The sequence below is a fragment of the Virgibacillus sp. 6R genome (assembly GCF_001895305.1).
In the GTDB taxonomy this organism is placed as follows: Bacteria; Bacillota; Bacilli; order Bacillales; family Amphibacillaceae; genus Virgibacillus; species Virgibacillus pantothenticus.
Genome location: NZ_CP017762.1, coordinates 59,386 through 83,999, shown reverse-complemented (window position 1 = coordinate 83,999; position 24,614 = coordinate 59,386). Strand labels below are relative to the sequence as shown.

General features: G+C 37.5%; 23 protein-coding genes. 22 read left to right on the top strand and 1 reads right to left on the bottom strand.

The features are described 5' to 3' along the window. The first annotated feature begins 110 nt into the window (after positions 1 to 110). The 14 genes from BKP57_RS00405 to BKP57_RS00340 all read left to right on the top strand — a co-directional run bounded on the left by BKP57_RS00405 (position 111) and on the right by BKP57_RS00340 (position 14,537). Positions 111 to 845 carry a segregation/condensation protein A gene (locus BKP57_RS00405; RefSeq protein WP_050352986.1) on the top strand — a complete coding sequence of 245 codons (735 nt, stop codon included), beginning with the start codon at positions 111 to 113 and terminating at the stop codon, positions 843 to 845. A gap of 2 nt (positions 846 to 847) precedes the next feature. After that, positions 848 to 1,438 (top strand): SMC-Scp complex subunit ScpB, encoded by a 591-nt coding sequence (gene scpB / locus BKP57_RS00400; RefSeq protein WP_050352985.1) that lies wholly within the window; start codon positions 848 to 850, stop codon positions 1,436 to 1,438. A 391-nt stretch (positions 1,439 to 1,829) separates the two neighbouring features. Further along, positions 1,830 to 2,696, top strand: a complete 867-nt coding sequence (locus BKP57_RS00395; RefSeq protein WP_072740866.1) for a superoxide dismutase — start codon at positions 1,830 to 1,832, stop codon at positions 2,694 to 2,696. A gap of 253 nt (positions 2,697 to 2,949) precedes the next feature. Continuing rightward, entirely contained in the window at positions 2,950 to 4,059 is a 1,110-nt protein-coding gene (locus tag BKP57_RS00390; protein ID WP_072740865.1) for a D-alanyl-D-alanine carboxypeptidase family protein, read from the top strand. Further along, positions 4,053 to 4,640, top strand: coding sequence for a nucleoside recognition domain-containing protein (locus tag BKP57_RS00385; protein WP_050352982.1), 588 nt, complete (start codon positions 4,053 to 4,055; stop codon positions 4,638 to 4,640). Before BKP57_RS00390 ends, BKP57_RS00385 begins: the two co-directional genes overlap by 7 nt. 15 nt (positions 4,641 to 4,655) lie before the next feature. Then, entirely contained in the window at positions 4,656 to 5,171 is a 516-nt protein-coding gene (locus tag BKP57_RS00380; protein WP_373688057.1) for a spore maturation protein, read from the top strand. A 547-nt stretch (positions 5,172 to 5,718) separates the two neighbouring features. Beyond that, positions 5,719 to 6,456 (top strand): pseudouridine synthase, encoded by a 738-nt coding sequence (locus tag BKP57_RS00375; protein ID WP_050353547.1) that lies wholly within the window; start codon positions 5,719 to 5,721, stop codon positions 6,454 to 6,456. Positions 6,457 to 6,516: 60 nt separating this feature from the next. Beyond that, positions 6,517 to 7,089 (top strand): thiol-disulfide oxidoreductase ResA, encoded by a 573-nt coding sequence (gene resA / locus BKP57_RS00370; protein ID WP_050353546.1) that lies wholly within the window; start codon positions 6,517 to 6,519, stop codon positions 7,087 to 7,089. Between the two features lie 30 nt (positions 7,090 to 7,119). Continuing rightward, positions 7,120 to 8,763 carry a cytochrome c biogenesis protein ResB gene (resB, locus tag BKP57_RS00365; protein ID WP_072740864.1) on the top strand — a complete coding sequence of 548 codons (1,644 nt, stop codon included), beginning with the start codon at positions 7,120 to 7,122 and terminating at the stop codon, positions 8,761 to 8,763. A 231-nt stretch (positions 8,764 to 8,994) separates the two neighbouring features. Next, on the top strand, positions 8,995 to 10,185 hold the full coding sequence (ccsB, locus tag BKP57_RS00360; RefSeq protein ID WP_050352979.1) for a c-type cytochrome biogenesis protein CcsB: 1,191 nt from the start codon (positions 8,995 to 8,997) through the stop codon (positions 10,183 to 10,185). Between the two features lie 391 nt (positions 10,186 to 10,576). Beyond that, entirely contained in the window at positions 10,577 to 11,293 is a 717-nt protein-coding gene (locus tag BKP57_RS00355) for a response regulator transcription factor (RefSeq protein ID WP_050352978.1), read from the top strand. Beyond that, positions 11,293 to 13,074: an ATP-binding protein gene (locus BKP57_RS00350; RefSeq protein ID WP_050352977.1), complete on the top strand. Its 1,782-nt coding sequence runs from the start codon at positions 11,293 to 11,295 to the stop codon at positions 13,072 to 13,074. The genes BKP57_RS00355 and BKP57_RS00350 overlap by 1 nt, the downstream gene beginning before the upstream one ends. Positions 13,075 to 13,578: 504 nt before the next feature. Further along, on the top strand, positions 13,579 to 14,013 hold the full coding sequence (locus BKP57_RS00345) for a DUF4430 domain-containing protein (RefSeq protein ID WP_050352976.1): 435 nt from the start codon (positions 13,579 to 13,581) through the stop codon (positions 14,011 to 14,013). Between the two features lie 8 nt (positions 14,014 to 14,021). Then, positions 14,022 to 14,537 (top strand): ECF transporter S component, encoded by a 516-nt coding sequence (locus tag BKP57_RS00340; RefSeq protein ID WP_050352975.1) that lies wholly within the window; start codon positions 14,022 to 14,024, stop codon positions 14,535 to 14,537. A 198-nt stretch (positions 14,538 to 14,735) separates the two neighbouring features. Here the strand turns inward: BKP57_RS00340 and BKP57_RS00335 are convergent, their stop codons facing one another. Then, complete coding sequence (locus BKP57_RS00335) at positions 14,736 to 14,981, bottom strand: ferredoxin (protein WP_050352974.1); 246 nt, start codon at positions 14,979 to 14,981, stop codon at positions 14,736 to 14,738. Between the two features lie 311 nt (positions 14,982 to 15,292). Between BKP57_RS00335 and BKP57_RS00330 the strand changes: the two genes are divergently transcribed. The 8 genes from BKP57_RS00330 (at position 15,293) to BKP57_RS00295 (ending at position 24,439) form a co-directional block, all read left to right on the top strand. After that, entirely contained in the window at positions 15,293 to 16,357 is a 1,065-nt protein-coding gene (locus tag BKP57_RS00330) for a YpbB family protein (RefSeq protein ID WP_050352973.1), read from the top strand. 1 nt (position 16,358) lies between these two features. Next, a complete protein-coding gene (locus tag BKP57_RS00325; protein WP_050352972.1) occupies positions 16,359 to 17,918 on the top strand; it encodes a RecQ family ATP-dependent DNA helicase in 1,560 nt (519 codons plus the stop codon). Continuing rightward, positions 17,896 to 18,480, top strand: a complete 585-nt coding sequence (locus tag BKP57_RS00320; RefSeq protein ID WP_050352971.1) for a CPBP family intramembrane glutamic endopeptidase — start codon at positions 17,896 to 17,898, stop codon at positions 18,478 to 18,480. The genes BKP57_RS00325 and BKP57_RS00320 overlap by 23 nt, the downstream gene beginning before the upstream one ends. Next, positions 18,477 to 18,779 carry a hypothetical protein gene (locus BKP57_RS00315; RefSeq protein WP_050352970.1) on the top strand — a complete coding sequence of 101 codons (303 nt, stop codon included), beginning with the start codon at positions 18,477 to 18,479 and terminating at the stop codon, positions 18,777 to 18,779. The genes BKP57_RS00320 and BKP57_RS00315 overlap by 4 nt, the downstream gene beginning before the upstream one ends. A 954-nt stretch (positions 18,780 to 19,733) precedes the next feature. Continuing rightward, the gene (locus tag BKP57_RS00310) at positions 19,734 to 20,315 is read left to right on the top strand and encodes a genetic competence negative regulator (RefSeq protein WP_050352969.1); all 582 of its coding nucleotides are present in this window, start codon (positions 19,734 to 19,736) and stop codon (positions 20,313 to 20,315) included. A gap of 440 nt (positions 20,316 to 20,755) precedes the next feature. After that, positions 20,756 to 22,036 (top strand): Glu/Leu/Phe/Val family dehydrogenase, encoded by a 1,281-nt coding sequence (locus BKP57_RS00305; protein WP_050352968.1) that lies wholly within the window; start codon positions 20,756 to 20,758, stop codon positions 22,034 to 22,036. Between the two features lie 312 nt (positions 22,037 to 22,348). Next, positions 22,349 to 23,314, top strand: coding sequence for a YpdA family putative bacillithiol disulfide reductase (locus tag BKP57_RS00300; RefSeq protein ID WP_050352967.1), 966 nt, complete (start codon positions 22,349 to 22,351; stop codon positions 23,312 to 23,314). A gap of 147 nt (positions 23,315 to 23,461) precedes the next feature. Continuing rightward, a complete protein-coding gene (locus tag BKP57_RS00295; protein WP_050352966.1) occupies positions 23,462 to 24,439 on the top strand; it encodes an asparaginase in 978 nt (325 codons plus the stop codon). Positions 24,440 to 24,614 lie beyond the last annotated feature (175 nt).

The following is a 24,614-nucleotide window of genomic DNA, read 5'->3' as shown; positions in this document are numbered from 1 at the left end:
TTGTTGAGTTATTTAACATTTATCTTACAGTACTAACGTATGTTAGAAGTTAAAATCGTGTATAGGCGTTTGTAATTAATACGATAAAATTGAGGAAAGGAGGAAATAAATTGCAAGCTTATCAGGTGAAGTTGGACGCCTTTGAAGGCCCGCTTGATTTATTACTCCATTTAATTAATCAATATGAAATTGATATTTACGATATACCGGTAGCGCAAATTACGGAGCAGTATATGCATTACATTCACACAATGAAACGGCTAGAGTTGAATATCGCTAGTGAATACTTAGTTATGGCAGCTACCTTAGTAGAAATAAAAAGTCAAATGCTGTTACCAAAACCTGAATTAAATGAAGAAACAGAGGAATATATAGAGGATCCTCGAGAAGATCTCATGCAACGCTTAATTGAGTATCGAAAATACAAAGAAGCCGCTATGCAATTAAAGTTGATAGAAAAAGAAGCAAATCAAATTTATACAAGAGAACCCGTGTCATTTGATGAAAGTATTACTCCACCCCCACAGGTGCTGCAAGGAGAGACATCTATTTATGACATGTTAGCAGCATTACGTAAAATGTTTGAACGTAAGAAATGGGATGCACCTTTAGAAACAAAAATTGAAAGGTCTGAAATCCCGATTGAACAAAGGATGGATGAAGTACTGCAGAAGGTAAAATTAGCTAAAGAAGGAATTTTGTTTGATCACTTATTTGCAGTGCCGTCACGCTCACATATCGTAGTAACATTTATCGCATTATTAGAGTTAATGAAAAAAAATCAAGTTTATTGTAAACAAGAAAAACAATTAACAGAATTATACGTGTTTAGCATGGGGGAATAAAGGTGGAAATAAATAAATTAAAAGCAATTGTGGAAGGTCTGCTATTTGCCTCTGGCAATGAAGGGATAACAGTGAAACAATTATCGGATGTTTTGGAAGTGACAGAAGCAACCGTGGAACTTGTCTTGGATGAACTGAAGCAGGAATATGAAAATACAGACCGGGGTATTCGAATCATGCAGGCACACGAAGTATTTCATTTGACTACTAGACCAGAGCATAGTTCATATTACAAAAAATTATTGGAAACGCCTCAGGCAACGAGAATGTCTCAGGCAGCGTTAGAGACACTTGCTATTATCGCTTATAACCAACCGATTACACGTACAGAAATTGAAGAAATTCGCGGGGTGAAAAGCGACCGTCCTGTACAAACACTTTTATCTCGACTTCTGATTGAAGAGGTAGGGAGGAAAGATACTGTTGGAAAACCGATTCTTTTTGCTACATCAAAAGAGTTTTTAACTTATTTTGGCTTAACATCTTTGGATGACTTACCTCCTTTACCAGATACAAATGATGAGGAATTGGAATCTGAAGCAGATTTATTTTTTGAACGCTTTAACGAGCAGTTAAGTGAAGACCCTTTATAAACGAGTTGGCTGTAAAATAGCCAGCTTTTTTAATTTATAGGAAACGATAAAATTAGGTGCTTGTGGATAACGAAATAACCGAATCGTCACGTTCGGCGCATGAGCCCAGCAACTATACGACTTTAGAAATGCGCCCTACGATAAGGCCTCATCGGTGCGTCGCTAAGAGGAAGACCGACGTCGCATACCCCTGTTTTGAGGCATGATTCCTTTATTTCACCTTATTTCCGTTGATTCATTCCATTCGCTACGATGCTAAACGGGCGCCCCGCACCATTGTTCATTGTCTTCAAATTCCTGGAATAAAGTGCAGCCAAATAATTAGCGCAGTAAATTTATCTCTACAATCACATACTGGGTACCTGGGCATATGCTACAAAGAGGTGATAACATGAGACATTTTGAAAACGGATATGTCCAACAATTAATTCACTGGGGAGATGAGGTTAGAAATAAACTGGTGGAAGAGAGAGGGATAAACCAAGAACAGGTAATCGAGCAGTTGGAAAATTGGCAGCATAGGTTGAGAAATATACTTCATTCTAATCAACCCATTGCATATGAGCAGCTAATGGAACTACGAAATGAAGGCGAACAGTTCTTGGATGAATGGAGTCAAAATCGTAGCTCAAAGCAACCGATTGCTTACGGTAAGCGAAAGCTACCGCCTTTACCTTATGCGTATAATGCTTTAGAGCCTTATATAAGTGAAGAAATTATGCGTTTACATCATAACAAGCACCATCAATCATACGTAGATGGGTTAAACAAAGCTGAGAAAGCATTATACGGCAAGAATACAGATGATAAATATTTAAAGTATTGGTTGCGTGAACAAGCTTTTCATGGATCGGGCCATCAGTTACACACTATTTTTTGGTTTAATATGACCCCACGTTCAAGTAAACAGCCTCACGGAGAATTACGAACTAAAATGGAGCATGACTTTGGATCGTGGCAACGCTTTAAGACATTATTTACCAATACCGCTAATTCAGTTGAAGGGGATGGTTGGGCTGTTCTCTATTGGAATCCAAGAAGCGGTATGTTGGGAGTTCAGTCTTTTGAAAAACACCAGCTATTTCAAATAGCAGATATCATCCCATTACTTGTCCTGGACGTGTGGGAGCATGCTTATTATTTGCAGTATAAAACAGATAAAAAAGCCTATATCGATAATTGGTGGAATGTGGTTAATTGGCAAGATGTTAATGATCGCTACAAGCGTGCATCTCAGCTGCGATGGGACGGATATTAACAAACATGAAAATAGAAGAATTCCTCTTGGCAAGGACAGGAGCAACCATTCTGTCCTATTTTCCTGCGCCTTTCTAAATTGAAATTAGATGGAGAAATAAACGAAAAACGTGAACCAACTTCGTTTTACGATAGGCACATAGGTAGAGCTATTAGTCATGAGCGTTCGTGTTTTGTCTGCAAATTGTTTTTAGCATAACTTTATAGGACATGCATAGATTGTAAAGAGACCACGATTGGGAGGAACCAGGGTTATGCGATCTGTATTAGTTGCCATTTTTACAACAATCCTGTTGATGATTTTTTTTCCGATTAAAGGACAAGCCACTCCTCAAGTATCTGCTAATAATGCAGTTCTGATGGAACAAACAACAGGACGTGTGCTATTTGAAAAGCAGGCTTATTCGAAAGCTAACATTGCCAGTATTACTAAAATAATGACTGCTATTATTGCGATTGAATCCGGTAAAATGGCGGAAAAAGCAAAAGCGAGTCGCAAAGCAATCTATACAGAGGGATCATCCATTTATTTAGAGGAAGGGGAGGAAATGAAGGTAGAAGACCTTGTATATGGATTAATGTTGCGGTCAGGAAATGATGCAGCTGTAGCAATAAGTGAACATGTGGGAGGAAGTGAAGCAGGCTTTGTTTACTTGATGAATGAAAAAGCAAGGTGGCTCGGAATGAACGATACGCACTTTGCTAATCCACACGGACTTGATGAAGCAGGTCATTATTCAACCGCATATGACATGGCTGTCCTCATGCGTTACGCCATGGATAATCCTACTTTTCGAGAAATAACTGGTGCTACATCTTATTTAGCAGAGAATCGTACATATTCATGGCAAAATAAAAACAAGCTGTTAACTAAATATTATAACCATTGTACTGGAGGAAAGACGGGCTACACTAAAAAAACAGGGAGAACGTTAGTCTCCACAGCTGCAAAAGATAATCTGGAATTAATCGCGGTTACGTTAGATGCTCCTGATGATTGGCGAGATCATATTGCCATGTTTGAATGGGGTTTTGAGCAGTATGAATTAGAAACATTGACGAAGCAAAAAACCATTTCTTATCGTCTAGATGAAAGTAATGAAGTGTATTCAGGATACTTAGAGAAAGAGGTGAAATATCCTTTAAGCCAACAGGAAAAGGATGATGTATCCAGTCAATTATTGATTAAAAAAGATTCTACCAAAGAGAAAAGGATTGGAAAAAATGTATTTTATTTAAATGGGAAACCAATTGCGGAAACAAATGTATTAAAAGAACAAATAAAGTCGGATGATAATACACCTTTCATGGAGAAAGTTTATCAATTATTTCAGCATATTTCCGGAGTTGATGTTTTATGGTAAATATCATTTGGGTATCTATGGCAGCAATTGGTATCATTTATGCAATGCTCAATGGAACAATGGATCAGGTTAATGAAGCTATTTTCTCCAGTGCAAGTGAAGCAGTTACTTTGTCGATTGGATTGATTAGTGTGCTCGTATTTTGGCTGGGCATTATGAAAGTCGCTGAAAAAGCAGGTATTCTAGCTGTTTTAGCAAAACTGTTTCGTCCACTTATTATAAAGCTGTTTCCGGAAATTCCCAAAGATCATCCAGCTATTGGGTATATTCTTTCTAATGTAACGGCAAACATATTTGGTTTGGGAAACGCAGCAACTCCAATGGGCATTAAGGCAATGGAGCAGATGAAACAGTTGAGTGGCAGTGAAACAGCGTCCAGGTCGATGATCACGTTTTTAGCTTTAAATACCTCAAGCTTAACGATTATTCCAACGACAGTAATCGCCATCCGTATGCAATATCAATCCGCATCACCTACTGAAATCGTTGGTGCAACCATACTGGCGACGCTTATATCAACAATTAGCGCAATTATTATTGATCGGATTTTTTATCATAGAAGTAAATGGGGGGCGTCATAAATGGAACTGGTAACCATGATTAGTGCTTGGCTGGTTCCTTGTTTTATTTTAATTGTTTTAGTCACGGCAACGATAAAAAAAGTCCCAGCATATGAGGTATTTGTGGAAGGAGGTAAGGAGGGAGTAAAAATGGCCTTTTCTTTGCTTCCTTTTTTAGTCGGCATGATTGTAGCAATTACGATATTACGCAGTTCTGGAGCGTTAGAGGCCTTTACTGATTTATTAGGTCCTATTTTGACAACGATTGGAGTTCCGCCTGATATTATCCCGCTTGCTTTAGTAAGACCAATATCCGGTACAGCTGCATTGGGAATGACAACGGAGTTAATCCATACATATGGACCGGATTCCTTCATCGGAAGGCTTGCGTCTGTCATGCAAGGTAGTACTGACACTACGCTCTATATTTTAACGATATATTTTGGAGCTATTGGAATTAAGAAAATGCGATATGCACTAAAAGTTGGCTTGTTGGCAGATCTAATGGGGATTATTGCTTCGATTGTAATTGTTTCGCTTTTATTTGGATAACCCTTTGACTTTATGAGAGTGCGAAAGTAGTTCCCTTTAAAAAGTCCTACGAAATGTAGGGCATTTTTTATTGTATGCGTTCTATTCGCTACGTTGCTAAACGGGCTCCCCGAGCCTTTGTTCCTTATAAACCTCTCTGACTGAACTTACCTGTCTAACGAATCGGGCATTGAAATTCCATTTTCCCCCATATGGAATTTTAGTATCGCCCTTCATTCTTGAGGTGGGTTTTTAACGGTACTTTTCATGCGGGATAAATGATAACGAATTTGGGTAATTGATAGTTATCTGTGACAGTACTAGTTGTTCAACATGTTTATACTTGATAAGATGGGTAGGTGATCGTTGACTAAAAAGGGGAAAATCAAGCATGCGTATACAGAATAAATGCGTAAGATTTGTTATCTATGTCATTTATCCGTATAGTATAATTGATATTCCAATGCAAAACAACAAAGCAAAGTGGCGGTTACATTCATTGTTTTCTGGCTACCGCTTAGGATAGAAGCTTTACGATATTTTGAACTATAAAGGTAATGGTGATAAAATGACAAACACGCATGAGAGACTACAAAAAGTAATTGCCCAAAGTGGCGTGACATCAAGGAGAAAAGCAGAGCAACTCATTTTAGATGGAAAAGTGAAAGTAAACCATAAGGTTGTTACAACCCTAGGGACCAAAGTCAAACCTGATGATACCATTGAAGTAGACGGTGTCCCGTTGGAAAAAGAAGCACCAGTTTATTATTTGTTGTACAAGCCACGTGGCGTTATTACTAGCTTAAAAGATGATAAAGGAAGAAAAGTAATTACCGATCTGCTTGGCGAAGTAGAAGAACGTGTCTTCCCAGTTGGAAGATTGGACTATGATACATCAGGTATACTCGTTATAACCAATGACGGAGAATTTGCTAATTTACTTATGCACCCACGTTACCAGGTAGATAAAGAGTATGTTGCTAAAATAAAAGGAATTCCGGAAAAAGCAGAGTTAGCACAACTTCGTAAAGGGGTTCGTTCAGAACAGGATATTTTAAAAGCAGTCCATTATCGCATCCTAGAAACGGATAAAAAGAAGAATCATACTATTTTGCAATTAACTTTAAGAGAAGGAAAGAACAGGCATGTACGTCGAATGATGGAGGCCCTTGGCTACCCGGTTTTGAAATTAAAACGTGAGAAATACGGCTTACTGACATTAGATGGTTTAAGACCGGGAGAATACCGCCCATTAACTCCAAAGGAAGTAAAACAAATGCGACAATTAGCAGAGCGAAATTGTTGAATAATAGTCAAAATTTCCATTCTTCCAAAATGATATAATGGCTCTGGGAGTTGATTCATGATGAGTTTAGAAGAAATGAAAAGGAAAAAAAAGAATAAAAAACGAAATCGCTTTATATTTCGGTCATTGATTTTACTTGTATTGGTTGGGGCAGTTGTATTTGCAGTCGTACAAAACCTACAGGATGATAAGATTATCTATGATGTTGGAGACGATGCTCCTGATTTTCAACTGGAGCAAATTAATAAATACAATGATCGGGAAACGGTTCGTTTAAGTGATCTAGAAGGAAAAGGGGTAATGCTTAACTTCTGGGGAACTTGGTGCAAACCATGTGAAGAAGAGATGCCTTATATGCAAAAATTGTATCCTAAATATAAAGAAAAAGGGGTAGAAATTGTTGCTGTTAGTCTAGACTCTACAGAACTAGTTGTAGACCGTTTCATTGATAAGTATGACTTGACTTTCCCGATCCCTCATGATAGAGATAGTCAAGTTAGAGATTTGTATAAAGTTGGCCCTATTCCAAGTACAGTATTTATCGATCCGCAAGGTAAAATTGTGGAGGTAGTAAATGGAGCATTAAGCTTAGAACGATTAGATGGTTATCTGCAAAAGATATCACCACAGTAAATGTCTTTTTGTAATGGGAAGGGGTATGAAATGAAGAAAATTAAATGTGAATGCGGCCATGTGAACCCAGAAGGTACCGTACTTTGTGAATCGTGTGGGAAACCAATTGAAGAAAACCAGCATATTGATGGGAATGATAAGAAGAAGCTTTTAAATATGCGGTATGACGGTACTGCTCGGCGCTCGCAAACGTATAATAAGTCGATTGTCGATAAGATTTGGAGCTTTTTCTCCTCTGTTAAAGTAGGGGTTTGGCTCATCGTCATTGCTCTTATTGCTTCTGCTATTGGATCAATCTTCCCGCAGGAACAATACATACCAGCAGATGCAGTTTCCAGAGATCCAGCTATTTTTTACGAAGAGCGTTACGGAATTTTGGGACAAATATTCTATCAATTAGGTTTTCATAACTTATACAGTTCTTGGTGGTATATGATTTTAATTGCTTTAATTGGTATATCACTAGTAATTTGCAGTCTAGATCGCTTCGTTCCCTTATTTCGCGCGTTACGCAAGCAAAAAGCAAAACGACATGCAACCTTTTTGCAAAGGCAAAGATTGTTTAGTAAAACAGAGCATGTTAGTGACGAAGATATGGAAACTGTAAAACAAAGATTAAAGAAGCAAAGATATAATATAACCGAAGAAGATGGGCATATCCTTGCTGAAAAGGGCAGATTTTCAAGGTGGGGGCCATATGTCAATCATATTGGATTAATTATTATTTTGCTTGCCGCCCTTTTAAGACAAACCTCTGTTTTTTACATGGAGGAGTACGTCTGGATACGTGAAGGAGAGAAGCAAGTTCTCCCTGGAACGAATCAGCAGTATTACATTGAGAATAAAGATTTTATTTTAGAAAATTATGATCCTGAAGATGAAAAATTTAAAGATGCCTTAGCGAAGGAAGGGGTACCAGTAGCTAGCAATTATCAAACAAATGCTGTTATTTATAAAGCAATGGAACCTGAAGTGACTGGTGCCGAACCTGAGTTGAAAAAGATAGAGGAAGGGAGTATTCGGTTAAACGAACCAATTAAATTTGACAATTATGTAGTTTATCAGCGAGGTTATCAGCAAAATGAATTTTCCAGTATGTCATTTAAAATTCATGAAACCGATGATGCCGATGAACAATCACTGGGGGAATTTACAATTGATTTTACTTCACCTAAGTCCGAATATGAGTTAGAAAGTGGATTTAAAGTAGAAATTAATAACTATTATCCTGATTATTACTTGGATGATAAGGGGGAACCAGCTTCAGAGACGGATTATCCAAGAAATCCAGCGTTTGTGATGATGGTTTACCCACCTGATGGAAGTGAACCAGAAATTAGCTTTTTAGGGATTGGCAAGAATATCGACGCGACTGGCGAAAACGATTATAAAGTAGGTATTACAAACTTTGAGATGCGTGATGTTAGTGGATTAAGTGTGCGTCGGGATTATTCACTGCCATACTTTATTGTCGGCGCTATCATCTTTATGATTGGTGTTATTCAGGGGATGTACTGGCACCATCGCAGAATCTGGATCCGCCCTCAAGACGGTGGGATTTTGTTAGCTGCCCATACGAATAAAAACTGGCATGGTGTTAAACGTGATATTGAAAAAATGATTGACGGGACAAATATTCAGATGGTAACGGATCAGCAAGAATTGGATAAATAGATAGTTGTGGCATATCCGCATGTAAGGGACAGTAGAGAGACTCCTATTTGAGGGAGCCTGAAGTAGAACAAAGAGGGCGAAGTAGGAAAGAACGGCATGCAGATGCCCGTTTTGGCGTGTATGTTGTAGGTCGTAGGAGGCGCGATAACGTGACGTCTGCGATTTTGGCTCAATCAGTGGGGGAGAAAGAACTCCCACTGATTGAAGTTTCAGTTCATTAGGAGGGGTTTCATGAATAACTTAATCGAATTAAGTAGTACGCTTTTATATACTGCATTTTTACTTTACTTAGTTGCAACTTTATTTTTTTCGTTTACAATTGGAAGTAAGAGAAAGTCTGATGGGAAAGCTGCTAAAATAGGAATTACGTTAACCATCATCGGTTTTATCACCCAATTAGGGTATTTTATTACCAGGTGGATGGGAAGTGGGCATGCTCCTGTCAGTAATTTGTTTGAATATATGACTTTCTTTGGAATGGCAACGGTACTAGGATTTATTATCTTGTATTTTATTTATAAAGTGACCATATTAGGTCTTTTTGCATTACCAGTTGCCTTAATTATTATTGCGTATGCCAGCATGTTTCCAACGGAAGTAGCTCCTTTAGTTCCATCACTGCAAAGTCACTGGTTATACATTCATGTTACTACCGTATCTTTATCGCAAGGAATTTTAACCATTAGCTTTGTGGCAGGATTAATTTATTTAATTCGCCAAATTGACCAAACAAAAACGACCAAACGGACTACTTGGCTGGAGATTACATTGTATTCATTAATTCTCTTTGTCGGATTTATTCTAGCAACAACGCTATTTAATGTCATGAATTATCAAGCCGTGTTTGAGTATCCTAATAATGCCAGAGAAGGAATAGTAGAAACGGAATATCACATGCCGCCAATTGCTGCGCCAACGGACGGAACGTTATTAACGGAAGATGTAATGCAACCATGGTTTGAAATACCTGAATGGATGCATGGTGCAGATGCAGGACGAAAATTTAATACATTACTATGGTCGATCATTTTTGGAACAGGTCTTTACCTCCTATTAAGACTTGTATTTCGAAAAAGACTTGGTGCTACGATTCAGCCATTGCTTCAGAAAACAAGACCAGATTTGTTGGATGAAATTACATATCGCTCTGTAGCGATCGGTTTTCCTTTATTTACGTTAGGTGGTCTTATTTTTGCCTCTATTTGGGCAGAAGAAGCTTGGGGAAGATTTTGGGGCTGGGACCCGAAAGAAGTATGGGCTTTGATTACATGGTTTTTCTATGCAGCCTTCTTACATTTACGCCTTTCGAGAGGGTGGCACGGAGAAAAATCTGCCTGGCTTGCTGCTATAGGTTTTGCGATAATCATGTTTAATTTAATTGTTGTAAACCTTGTATTGGCAGGTTTACACTCATATGCTTAGTCTTTGAAAATCGCAAGGCATCATTATAGTTTATAGTGGTGTCTTTTCTTTTATCCTGTATATAACGTGCTGTAAGACCCCCGCTTCAGGAGTTAAATATCCGTACAGCAGCAAGTCTAAGGGGGAGATAACAGCACCTAAATGCCTTATTTCGTATGAGAGGCCTTTAGGTCATGCCATTACGGTACTAACAAGCTGGGGAAGAAGAATGAAAATCCCACTGATGGAAGATTCACTTTATGCGGGAAAAGGTTTTTTAATGGAGTAGTGACATCTATGCTAGACAAATTGTAAATGGTCTATCCTTTCAATATCTAAGTTTTCTTTATACATTTTATAAAACTTAGTTTATACTCTTAATAGGCAGGTTAGGTTACAAGGGGGAACGAATATGGATAAAGAGTCAAAAGTATTAGTGGTGGACGATGAAGAAAGAATTCGCAGACTAATACGTATGTATATGGAACGAGATGGTTTTCTCGTTGAAGAAGCTGAAAATGGAAGAGAAGCATTAACACTTGCCTTGGAAAATCACTACGATGTGATTCTACTGGACATCATGATGCCGGAGATGGATGGTGTGGAGGTTTGCCAAGAACTGCGAAAAGAAAAAGATACGCCGGTTATTATGCTAACAGCAAAAGGCGAAGAAGCTAACCGTGTACAAGGCTTTGAAATCGGAGCCGATGATTATATTGTGAAGCCTTTTAGTCCTCGAGAGGTCGTTTTGCGTGTAAAGGCTTTACTTCGTCGCGTATCCAGTGCTACATTTCAGGAAACGGATACGACAGCGAAAAATGTGTTGGTTTTTCCTCACTTAACCATTGATCATGACGCACATCGTGTAACTGCTGATGGGGAAGAAGTGAGCTTAACACCAAAGGAATATGAGTTATTATGCTTTTTAGCTAAATCTCCGGATAAAGTATTTAATCGTGAGCATTTATTAAAAGAAGTATGGCAATACGAATTTTTTGGAGATTTACGGACAGTTGACACCCATGTTAAAAGACTTCGTGAAAAATTGAACCAAGTATCTCAGGAAGCAGCAAAAATGATTGTGACGGTATGGGGTGTTGGTTATAAGTTTGAGGTGGATGAAGACTGATGTTTTGGCGAAGTGTAGTTGGTAAACTAGCAATAACCATTCTATTGCTAGTTTCTTTCGTGTTATTTATTTTAACTATTTTGCTTTTACAGTTTTTTGAAGATTTCCATATTCAGGAAGCGGAGCAGGATATGTTACAAACTGCTGAAAAAGTATCGATGCTCGTTAATACACATGCTGATGCACATGACGAAAAAAAACTAATTGAAGAAACAACCGAGAGCGTAAAAGACCCAGCTAGTCGAGTAGCGATTGTTTCTGGCAATGGGGACTTATGGGTTTCTGACAGTGAAGATGAGCAATTATCCAAGTTGAAAATAGATTGGTTGGAGCAAGAGGGGCTTTCATCTGTGCTCACCAATAATGTTCAAGTTCAAAAACAAATGAGGTTACCAGGCAGCGAACGAGAAGCGATGATTGTTGGAGTGCCAATGAAGCACCAAGATGGAGCTATTTATGTCTATCAATCATTAAATGTTATTGACAAAACGAAAGCAGAAACAACTAAAATTATTTTTCTCGCAGCTGGAATTGCGATTGTGTTAACAACTATTTTTGCATTTTTCTTGTCCACGAGGATTACCTCTCCACTTATTAAAATGAGAGAGGCTGCTTTCGATTTGGCCAGAGGGGAATTTAACACAAAAGTTCCTATTTTGACGCATGATGAAATAGGAGAGTTAGCGCTAGCCTTTAATCGTATGGGAAGACAGTTAAAGTTCCATTTAAATGCACTAAGACAAGAAAAGGAACAGCTATCCAGTATTGTCAGTTCTATGGCTGATGGGGTTATTACATTAAACCGTTCAGGTGATATGATTGTAACGAATGCTCCAGCAGATCGCTTTATTGAAGATTGGTATTATGAAAATAATCTCCCTTATCGTGCAGATGAAAGACAATTGCCATCTGAATTAAAAACAATTTTACAAGAAGTCATCGATGGGGAAACAGAAGCCATGCACGAACTTAGTTTACAAGGAAGAAATTGGGTTATGGTTATGACTCCATTATACGATCAATCCTATGTTCGCGGTGCTGTAGCTGTAATAAGAGATATGACAGAAGAAAGACGAATGGACAAGTTACGGGAAGATTTTATTGCCAATGTATCTCATGAGTTGCGTACTCCAATTTCCATGCTTCAAGGCTATAGTGAAGCAATTGTCGATGATATTGCAGAATCAAAAGCAGAAAAAAATGAATTAGCACAAATCATTCATGAAGAATCACTGCGAATGGGTCGATTAGTTAATGAACTATTGGACTTAGCACGGATGGAAGCTGGTCATATTCATTTGCGTAGAGAAGAAGTCAAGGTTGGACCTTATGTCGAAAGAATTCACAAGAAATTTCAAGGGCTTGCCAACGATAATAATATCTCGTTACATCTAGATAAAACCATTTTAGAACCTACTGCAACATTCGATCCAGACCGCATAGAGCAAGTCTTTACGAATCTGATCGATAATGCAATCCGACACACGAGTAAGGATGGTTATGTAAATATTAAAGTAACGAATGATAACGAAGCATTTTATGTGGAAATTCAAGATAGCGGAAGTGGTATTCCGGAAGAAGATCTGCCATTTGTATTTGAGCGTTTTTATAAAGCTGATAAATCAAGAACGAGAGATAAGCAGAAAAAAGGGACTGGTTTAGGGTTGGCCATCGCCAAGAATATTATTGATGCGCACCAAGGGACGATCAATGTCAATAGTAAGCTCAACCAGGGGACAGCATTTAATTTTCGCATACCGAAACAATGGGAAGAAAAGTAGGCTGCAATTGTAATTTAAACAATAGTTTATCCTATTTAAGGACAGTAGTGTTTGCTTTCCAAGACAGAGGCATGGGAGGATAACGAAATTTCTCTTTAAAAGTGCTTCCATGTTATCCCGCATATAAGGCGTTGTAAGACTCCGACTTCCGGAGTAGGATAATCTGTACTGCAACAAGTCTAAGTGGGAGATAACAGCACCTAAATGCCCTATTCGTAATCGATCTTTAGGTTATACCATTACGGTACTAATAATGAGTGGGGAATGAATGAAAACCACTTACTTATTGAAAATTTACTTTATGATATGATAAAGTAAAATTGCTTGAGTAGGAGTTTTCTTTTATCTCCTGCTACAGAAGTAGAATAACTTAGATCGCAGGCATCATGTTGCAACGCCTCCTATAATCGACATATACTTAGATTTTGTTTTAAGCATTTAAAGTATTATAGCATATTACAAGAGATAAAAACGTAATAAATGAAATCAGAAAGGATGTATAATATGAAACAATGGTTATTTCGCTTCGGGGCATTTTTCATCGCCATTGCGCTCTTAGCAGGATGCGGAACCGATGAAGCTGGCAATACGGATACAAAAAACAATCAACCTTCTGAAAATCAAGAAGCACAAGAAGAACAAGCCGATGAAACGGTATTGATCACAATATCGAAGGACGATGGAGCCGAATATTTACATGAAAAGGAAATCCCGATTGAAGAAGGCGCTATTTTAATGGAGGTAATGGAAGAAAATTTTTACATTGAAACAGAACAAAACGGAGAATTTATTACTTCTATTGAACGCTTGTCTGCAAAGGATGGAGAGAAAAAAGGCTGGATTTATACGGTGAATGGCGAGATGCCAAATGTTGGCGCTGCTGAATATAAATTAAAGCCGGGTGACAAAGTAGTTTTTGATTTCCAGGCTTGGGAATGACCTTGTGAATGAATACGTATAAACTGACTCTAATTGCGATACTAGCTGCACTTGCCGTTATAGGAAGATATTGGTTTGCATTTCTTCCTAATGTGCAGCCAGTTACAGCAATCATCATTATTGCTGGTGTGATATTAGGACCAGTTAGTGCATTATTATTAACGGTAATTGTTGTTCTTGTTTCCAATATGCTACTTGGAATGGGGATTTGGACGATATGGCAGATGATTTCATGGGGAATGATTGGAGCCATCAGTGGTTGGATTGGGAAAATATTTCCACGTACTCCATTTCTGTTTTTGGTTATATTTTCTATTTTTACGGGTTATTTTTATGGGTTTATCATTTCATTAACGACTTACCAAATAACCGGTTCATTTTGGCCTTATTACATAAGCGGTTTACCATTTGATACGAATCATGCGATCGGTAATGCCGTGTTTATGCTTATGTTTTACCCGCTAATTACATACTTAATAAAGAAATATGCTTCGTACCGTTTTCCTATTAATAATAACGACTGATACGTTTACAGCTTGCAAAGAGTCCCAGCGATTTTTGCAAGCTTTTTTGTTAGATACAGTTCGGTTAAGGGCGTTCAGTAAGGAATAAGCTGCATAGAAACGAGCAACATTTTAAAGTAAAACTAACCAATTAACTAATTAGCTTGCTTGCATCTATGTAAAAGCTCAGAAGATTTTTACAATCATGTTCCATTGACTTTATTTAACATTCTCTGACTGATGAAACGGTTGTTTGGAAATTTGGACAGAACCGGTTGGACATTCTTCATAAGCAGCTAGCATTGCATCGACGGATGTATCCTTAATTGGTGTAATGCCTTGATTATGATCTTTAACAAAAAAAGCAATACATTCATCGTCATAATCATATAGGTCTGGGGCTGCTATACCACAAGCTCCACAAGCAATACATGTTTCTCTATCAATTTTTGTATAATAACACATTTACAGAACTCCTTTGTAGTATGTGGCTGTAGTTTCTTCAAGCAATGCGCAAATATCAGTCGATTTAGTAACGTATATTACTGACAGTTGTACATCTTTTAGTTTATACTTGAGAAAATAAAAATTCAATGCTGTAATAGTTGGTAAATGCTATAATATAGTAAACTTTATTTTATAGAAGTTTTTGGCCTGCCTGTTAGAAGCAATATTTCCTGAGAGACTTCGTATATGCTATGAACCGCGAGTAATACGCTTTGATCATCTTTAATTAGGCAGGCAGTATGATTTGCAATGAATGGGGATGAGATGGAGTGATTTTAGAAGGAGTTATCTTAAGCTGTATACATGGGTTACAAGGTGAAAGATCGATTTCAGCAACCTATCATGTTATATCAGGTAGGAAATCGATTCAAACGGTACAGGATATCCATATGTATGACTTAAAACAATTTTATTCTATTTACCCCAAGCTTTCAAAATCTTATTTTCATAAAGTAAGTAATGCCTTAAAAAAAGACCAACTGATTCAAGCAGCAAATTCTAATGAAGAATCTTACCTGATAACACCTGATGGCATGAAGTGGTTAGACGATTACAAGACAGAATTTCCTCTTTCCTATTTCTTTGGTTTACAATATGGGTATAGCAGTATTGTGTTTTGGGAGCGATTAAAATTGCTTATTCAAACAGTTACAAATGTACATATGAATCAATTCCAATTCATTCCTGTAGTTGAAAATCAAGCAATCGAAAAATGGGTAAAGAAAGCTTACCAGCGAATAAAAATGGATACCTCAGCCTTTTTAATTCAATTACATACTGAATTACAACGATTATTACAAACGTTTCCTGCTCTAATGGCAGAAATTTTTGTCGATCGCCTAACAAGCTATGATAATTATGGGAAGAGTATCCATCAGCTGGCAAATAGTTATTTTCTTACAATGATTGATGTTGAGCTAACGATAACCGCTTGCTTGCACCGCATGATCGATATCATAAATCAAAATAAGCATGCCTATCCGGTTTTAAATGGAATAATACCAGAAGCCGAAACCCCTCATGTGACTGCATCTGCATTAACAACATACCATCTGTTGCGTGACGGTCTTACTGTGGAAGCAATTGCTGATTATAGAAAGTTAAGAATGAATACAATTTACGATCATTTGGTTGAAATTGCATTATATGATTCACAGTTTCCAATTGATGCTTATGTGCCCCGGTCGGATCAAAAGATCATTATCCGTGCTTTTAACGAAGTGAACACATATAAGCTCAAGCTAATAAAAGAAAAAGTACCAGAGCATATTTCCTATTTTCACATTCGCCTAGTTTTAACGATGTTAACAAATACGCAGAAAGTAGGCGGTTAATATGCAGCACCATGTTGACTATTTAAAACAGAAATTAACTGATTACTTTGGTTATGATTCTTTTCGTCAAGGACAACTAGAAATCATTGATGATATTTTAACAGGGGAAAATGTCTTAGGTGTATTGCCAACTGGATCTGGAAAGTCTGTGTGCTATCAATTACCAGCAATGTTACTAGATGGAATAACCATTGTTGTATCACCGCTTATTTCCTTAATGATGGATCAAGTGAAGCAATTAAAAGCAAAGCGTTGGAAGCGAGTAACAGCAATTAACAGTTTTATGGATCGAAAAGAACGGGAACAGGTGCTGCAATCGTTACATACATATCAATTAATATATGTTTCTCCTGAATTGCTGCAACAGGAAATGTTTCAAAGTAGGCTGAAAACACTACATGTACGCTTATTTGTTATTGATGAAGCGCACTGTATTTCTCAATGGGGTCATGAATTCAGACCTGACTATATGCGTCTAAAGCAAATTATTGCGCATTGTAATTATCCGCCAATATTAGCTCTTAGTGCCACGGCGACCCCTAAAGTACAAACGGATATTATTGATTCATTAGGAGGATTACCGTTTACGAAACATATTTATCCAATTGATCGGACAAATATTGCGTTTTGTATTCAAAAAGTAGAAGTAGAACAAGAAAAAGTAATCATTTTAACGGAGATTTTACAAACATACCGTGTTCCATCATTAATTTATTTTTCCAGTCGCCAAAAGGCGGAGGAAGTTGCTGTAACTTTAGCTGGTAAACTGAATCGGCGGATTGCAGTGTATCATGGAGGCATGGAGCAGCATGATCGCATTTCCATTCAGCAGCAATTTATGAGCGATCAAATCGATGTTGTTTGTTGTACAAGTGCTTTCGGTATGGGAATCAACAAACCAGATATTCGATTAATTATTCATTATCATTTAACCACGCAGATGGAAAGTTATATTCAGGAAGTTGGCAGAGCGGGGAGGGATGGAGCAGCAAGCGTCAGTCTTTTACTATACTGTAATAAAGATATACAGTTGCCAAAGTTTATAATCAGTCGTGAACTTCCAGAAAAACATGAACTGGTTACGATATTCCAGCAGCTGAAGTTATGGTATGATCAAGAGAAACGTTTGCCTTTACAGGAAGAGGAAATGACCCAGCAGTTAAACATTTCTGAGATCCAATGGCGCTTTATCCGGTATCATTTTGAAAAGCATGGTATCATCAAGCAAAATCAGATTTATTATCATTCTGAGACTTGGAAAAAAGTGTATCAGCAGATTGATTCCTATATTGTAGAAAGAAACAAAATAAAACAGACTAAATTGACTCATGTGCTAAACTGGGTCCATCAAACAGATTGTTTAAGGAAACATTTATATAAAGAGTTTCAGCTTTCGTATCATCCTGCCACATTTCAATGCTGCAGTAACTGTGGATTTTCATGGGAAAACTGGAATCCACCACAAAAGCAAGCGCCAGATAGTATGAACTATTCTTGGCAGGAAAAGCTAAAACAGAAATTACTTATTGGAGCTATTTATGAAACAGAGCGATTATATTAAAAGAATGGATATTCAAGAATTACGGAAGCAAATGTTTATTTCTCAGTTTTTTCTCATGGTTCTGAGCTTTGTTGGAAGTTTCTTGTTGTTTGATTCCTTTCTTGAGCAGTGGCAGCAATTGTTTCATTGGAATTCCAAGGACATCATTTTTTATGGGATATTGCCAGGGTTTATTATTGTTTCTATTGATTTGCTTCTAACCTATACCTTACCAGCTAAATATTATGACGATGATGGAATAAATGAAAAGTTGTTTGCAAACCAGCCCATTTGGTTTATCATTTCCATTTCATTTTTAGTTGCTGTAACGGAGGAAATGTTGTTTCGGGGTGTGATTCAATCTACTTACGGATATTGGGTGGCGAGTATACTATTTGCACTTATTCACTTTCGCTACTTAAAAAAGCCGGTATTACTTGTTTCCATATTGTTGGTTAGTTTTTACTTAGGTTACCTTTTTCATATAACCAATAATTTAGCGGTAACTATTACTGCGCATTTTATCGTCGATGTTTTATTAGGTTTTTTCATCCGCTTTAAAAGAGAGGTGTGGGTACGATGAGTAAGGATAATCAGTTAAACGATCAAGCAACACAATTGCGACAAATGGTACAGGAAGTAAGTGAAACTGAAAACAGTGCCGATGAACAAGAACGTGACGATAAAGATTTAGAGATGGATACGGATATTTTAAATTTACCACCAAGAAAAGAAGTTCATCGTCACAAGAAGCAATCAACTCGATTAAAAATAGGACATCCTTTACAGAGATTACTGTTTATCATACTCCTTCTCGTGCTAATCATCGCTGGAGCTTATTTTTTCATTGGCGAGGAGTTGCTATCAGGCACCTCATTTTAGTTTTATCTATACAGAAAATGTTCTGTTAATTATCCGTGAAAAAAGCTGGAATTTTAATCATAAAATTGAAACTTCAGCGGGATCTGTCTAGCAGTGCTAAAATAGAGGTGAATTTGCAGATCACCGATAAACCGCTAGGGCGGAGTAATCCTTTTCTTTGAAAAAGCTAGGTTGGTTTTGAGTTTGTATGGACTCCTCAATTTGCCTACTTAACTGCTGAAAACGAATAATAGTTACATCCTTGCTGAAGCTGCAAGCCTTATTTAAGTAGGAAATTTAGGCGCTTTAGATGCGGGTAAATGTAGATGAAACATGTTCAACAATAACTTCTACAGCATATAGTATAAAAAGAGTATTAAAAAAAGCTTGTAGATAAAGTTTTAGTTTCTGCTTATCCGAATGCAAGGCGCCGTAAAACTCCCCACTCCAAGAATCAAGGGTGCTAGTAAAAGCCTAAGTGGGAGATGCGGTCTAAATTCCCGATTTTTTCAGGGACCTTTAGGTCATACCCTTGAAGAATAAGAAAGTATAAACTTAGGTGCTTATGGATAATGAAATAACCGAATAGTCACGTCCAGCGCATGAGCCCAGCAACGATGCGACTTTAGAAATGCGCCCTACGATAAGTCATCATCGGTTCGTCGCTAAGGGGAAGGCCGACTAAAAACGGGCTTGCCGCTCAGGCGTCGGCATACCCCTGTTTTTAGTGGCATGATTCCTAAATCTTTAGTTGATTCGTTCCATTCGCTACGTTGCTAAACGGGCGCCCCGAGCCTTTGTTCTACTATAGGAAAGTATAAAATTTTTTTGGTTTATAGTATAAGAAAAACAAAGGCTTCCGCCATAAGACTTGGCGACAAGCTAAGTTTTTCTAATGATACTATCAATCATTGAGGGATGAAAAACGCCACTGATTGAAGAGTCACTTTATGCATGTTAAAGGAGGTTACAGTAATGCGAATTGAAAGAGTGTCTAACGACCAGTTTACGATTTTTTTGACATTTGATGACTTAATTGAGCGAGGTTTTACAAAGGACGATTTATGGTATGATGGGTCAGGTGTCCGAAAACTATTTAGTGATATGATGTATGAAGCTAGTTCGGAATTGGGCTTTGAGCTGGAAGGGGCACTGCTTGTACAAGTTCATTTAATGCAAGCCCAAGGAATGCATATTATTGTAACACAGAAGTATGAAGATGTAGATTTTGACGATGATTTTGTTGAAATGAAGGTCACACTGGACGAAAATAAAAAGTTGCTATTTTCTTTTTATGATTTTGAAGCTATTATTGGTGTGACTCCGTATTTAGATTCCATGAATATTACGGGTGGGAAAATATACTATATGGATCCTTATTATTATATGTTATTAAGTGATACGGAGTTGAATGGTGCCAATCGGGAGGATGTTATCGCAGTTTTGTCTGAGTATGCTAACCCGAGCATTGTTACTACTTACCGTTTACAAGAGTATGGAAAGTTGCTTTTCTCTTCGGAGGCAGTAAAACAAATTCAAGCGTTATTTCACAACTAGTGTTCGAAAAAAGATACAGTTTCATCTTTCTTAATCGCGGCATACTTAAACAAGTGCAAAATTTTATGACTTAAAGAGCATATTGACTAGCACCATATAGCATAAAATGTTACGATAACTATTGGAACAAATCGCTGTTTTCAGACAAATGCTTCTACGTTTTCAATCATTATTATTCCAAAAGTAGAAAATACGAGTAATTTTATTGCATATTTACAGTGAAAGTGTATACTAATGTCTGAGTACAGCTATTAGTGTATGTTCAATAAAGTGGAAAAAGAACCGAATACCTATATGGTAAGGGTTATGATAAAAATGCAGATGGATATAGAAAAGACGTTTCAAATCGGTCGTTTCTAAAAATGTGCCATCGCCTTTTTCCTAAGCTTTGAACATCCTCTGTCCATAAATTATTTATAGATATTCTAGGAGGTAAATTCATGGTAGCCGATAACGCAGCAGATTCTACCAAAGAAGTAAATGAAAAAATGGATGTATTAAGTTCAACACGAGCTGTTGTAAAAACTGCATTGGAGAAACTGGGTTACCCTGATGAAGTCTTTGAACTATTTAAAGATCCAGTTCGAATGATGACAGTTCGTATTCCAGTTCGGATGGACGACGGTTCCATTAAAGTATTTACTGGATATCGTGCCCAGCATAATGATGCAGTTGGACCAACCAAAGGTGGCGTAAGATTTCATCCAGATGTGACTGAAAAAGAAGTGAAAGCATTATCTATCTGGATGAGCTTGAAAGCAGGCATTGTTAATCTGCCATATGGCGGCGGAAAAGGTGGTATTGTGTGTGATCCTCGTGAAATGTCGTTCCGTGAGCTAGAAGGGCTTAGTAGAGGATATGTACGAGCGATCAGCCAAATTGTCGGGCCGACAAAAGACATACCAGCACCAGATGTGTTTACAAATTCGCAAATTATGGCTTGGATGATGGACGAATATAGCCGTATTGATGAATTTAATAGTCCTGGCTTCATCACTGGAAAACCAATTGTACTTGGTGGATCACATGGAAGGGAATCTGCAACTGCGAAAGGTGTCACAATTTGTATTAATGAGGCTGCGAAAAAGAGAGGTCTTGATGTAAAAGGAGCAAGAGTAATCGTCCAAGGGTTTGGGAATGCCGGAAGCTTCCTGTCTAAATTTTTGTACGATGCAGGTGCTAAAGTAGTAGGGATATCGGATGCTTACGGTGCGCTTTACGATTCAGATGGACTAGATATTGATTATTTATTAGATCGTAGGGACAGCTTTGGAACCGTAACCAAACTGTTCAACAACACAATAACAAACCAAGAGTTATTGGAAATGGATTGTGATATTCTCGTACCAGCAGCTGTTGAAAATCAAATTACTGAAGAGAATGCTCATAATATTAAAGCAAGCATTGTAGTTGAAGCTGCGAACGGGCCAACAACGATGGAAGGAACAAAAATTTTAACCGAACGCGGCATCCTATTAGTACCAGATGTATTAGCTTCTGCCGGAGGCGTTACTGTATCCTATTTTGAATGGGTACAAAATAATCAAGGCTATTATTGGTCGGAAGAAGAAATAGATGAAAAGCTGCATGAAACAATGATTAAAGCCTTTAACTCGATTTATAATACAGCAGAAACAAGACGTGTTGATATGCGTTTGGCTGCTTATATGATCGGTGTTCGCAAAATGGCTGAAGCTTCCAGATTCCGCGGCTGGGTTTAAAGAGAGATTATAAGCGTGACAAATGACGAAAAAACTCTTATCTTGTATAGTTAGATAAGAGTTTTTTCTCTATACGTGTGTGGAAAAAGACGTTGGCGATCAAAAAATATATCCGCCATCAAAGTGGGAGGAGTGCTTCAAAAATAAGTAACCATCCTTACTTGTTTCAAATCCACAAATGAAACAAGAGAAGAATACATACGCATGGGTTAGCCATTTATAAGCTGAAGATGCATTCGCTTTGTCCTAAATCGTTTATGAACAGGAGACAAAGGATCAAGAACTTTTGAAAGAGAAAGAAGGGTAATATGTATGCAACAAGAAAAAGTAATTGTCGTTGGTGGAGGACCTTGTGGAATGTCTGCTGCTATCGAATTGCAAAATGTAGGGATACAACCGTTAATTATTGAAAAAGGGAATATCGTAGATGCGATTTATCATTATCCAACCCACCAAACTTTTTTTAGCTCCAGTGATAAGTTAGAAATTGGAGATGTCGCATTTATTACAGAACAACATAAACCAGTACGCAACCAGGCGCTTTCCTATTATCGTGCCGTGGCTGAACGTAAGCAATTGAGAATTCGTACATTTGAACAAGTGATAAAGGTAGAACAAATGGGTGATGAATTTCGCGTCATTACGACAAAACAAGAATACGTTGCACAACAAGTCGTAATAGCTACAGGATATTATGGTCAACCAAATATGATGGATATACCTGGAGAAGAGCTGGAGAAAGTATCGCATTACTTTAAGGAAGGTCATCCATATTTTCGTAAAGATGTCGCAGTTATTGGCGGGAAAAATTCAGCTGTGGATGCAGCAATGGAACTACACAAAGCTGGTGCTAACGTTACGGTGCTTTACCGAGGTAGTAAGTATTCTGAAAGTATTAAGCCATGGATATTACCAGAATTTGATTCACTTGTACGAAAAGAAAAAGTTAAGATGATCTTTCATGCTGAGGTTTGTGAAATTACAAATGAGGCATTAATTTATAAAATTGGTCAAAAAAAATACACGCTACCAAATGACTACGTATTTGCAATGACGGGTTATCATCCTGATTTTTCATTGTTAACATCTATTGGGGTAAAAGTGAATCAAGCAACAGGGGAACCTAATTACGATGAAACAACGTATGAAACGAATATAGCTGGTGTATATATAGCTGGAGTTGTTGCAGCTGGTTTTAATAATAATAAAATTTTTATCGAAAATGGTCGATTTCATGGTGAAGCCATTGCCCGTTCTATTGCAGCAAAAATAAACTAGCATTTGGAAAAACGAAGCTTTAGCAATCCATTGCCACGCAAAAAATAATGAGGTGTTTTCTTGTAAGTAACATCTTTAAAATGATACTATTAGACTATTAATTGAGGTTAAAAACAGCAAAAATACAAAGATTGTAGGTGGTGCCTTATGAAGAATGAAAAAGTGGTCTTAATTGCTACTGGTGGCACAATCGCAAGTAAAAAAAAGGCAGATACAGGACTATTGGAATCCGGTGTCATTTCTGGGGAGGAAATTGTAAATTATTGTGATATTCCTGCACATATTGACGTGCAGGTTGAATCCATGCTCCAAAAAGCCAGCATGCATCTTACGTTTGATGATTTATTAGCGTTGAAAGAGCGAATCGATGCGTACTTAATGGATGACCAAGTTTCTGGAGTTGTCGTTACCCAAGGCACTGACACGTTAGAAGAATCCTCTTATTTTATGAATCTTATTACCAGTCACGAAAAACCAATTGTATTTACTGGCTCACAACGTTCACCTGGTGAAGTTGGGACAGATGCTTTTATTAACATTAAGCATGCGGTTTTAGCTGCATGCTGTAAAGATTTATACCATGTTGGAGTTGTAGTAGTCTTCAATGAACGAATATTCCATTCACGTTATGTAAAAAAAGAGCATGCTTCCAATGTGCAAGGATTTAATTCGTTCGGTTTCGGTTATTTAGGAATTATTGATAATGAAGCTGTGCATATATTTCAAAAACCACTGGAAAATGAATATTATGAATTAACCGCACCATTACCTGAGGTCGATATCATCAAATGTTATATGAATGCAGACGATAAATATATAAGAGCGGCAAGGGAAGCAAATGTGGACGGCATTATTTTAGAAGGTGTTGGCAGAGGTCAGGTCACGCCAGGAATGATGTCTGAAATTAGACGCTGCGTTGAATCTGGGATTACCGTCGTTATTACAACATCTGCAGTTGAAGGTGAAGTGTACACAACATATGATTATAAGGGAAGTACTTTTGATTTAAAACAGGCTGGCGTCATTTTAGGCAGAGATTACGACAGTAAAAAGGCACGTATGAAATTAATCGTTGGTTTAGCGAGCGAACACAAAGATATAGCCGCATTGTTTAATCCAAACTAGGCAAATGTCCATCCAACTTTAGATTTTTCAGATGACAAACATGAAATTCATACCTCGCCATTTTATTTAGCAATAGGGAATTATAAGGCATTGAATTTGTAGGTTGAGTTTCCATTCGTCCTTTTAGCTATTATTTTGCCAGTTCAAGAGATATTATCATCCATTTAAACTGTTT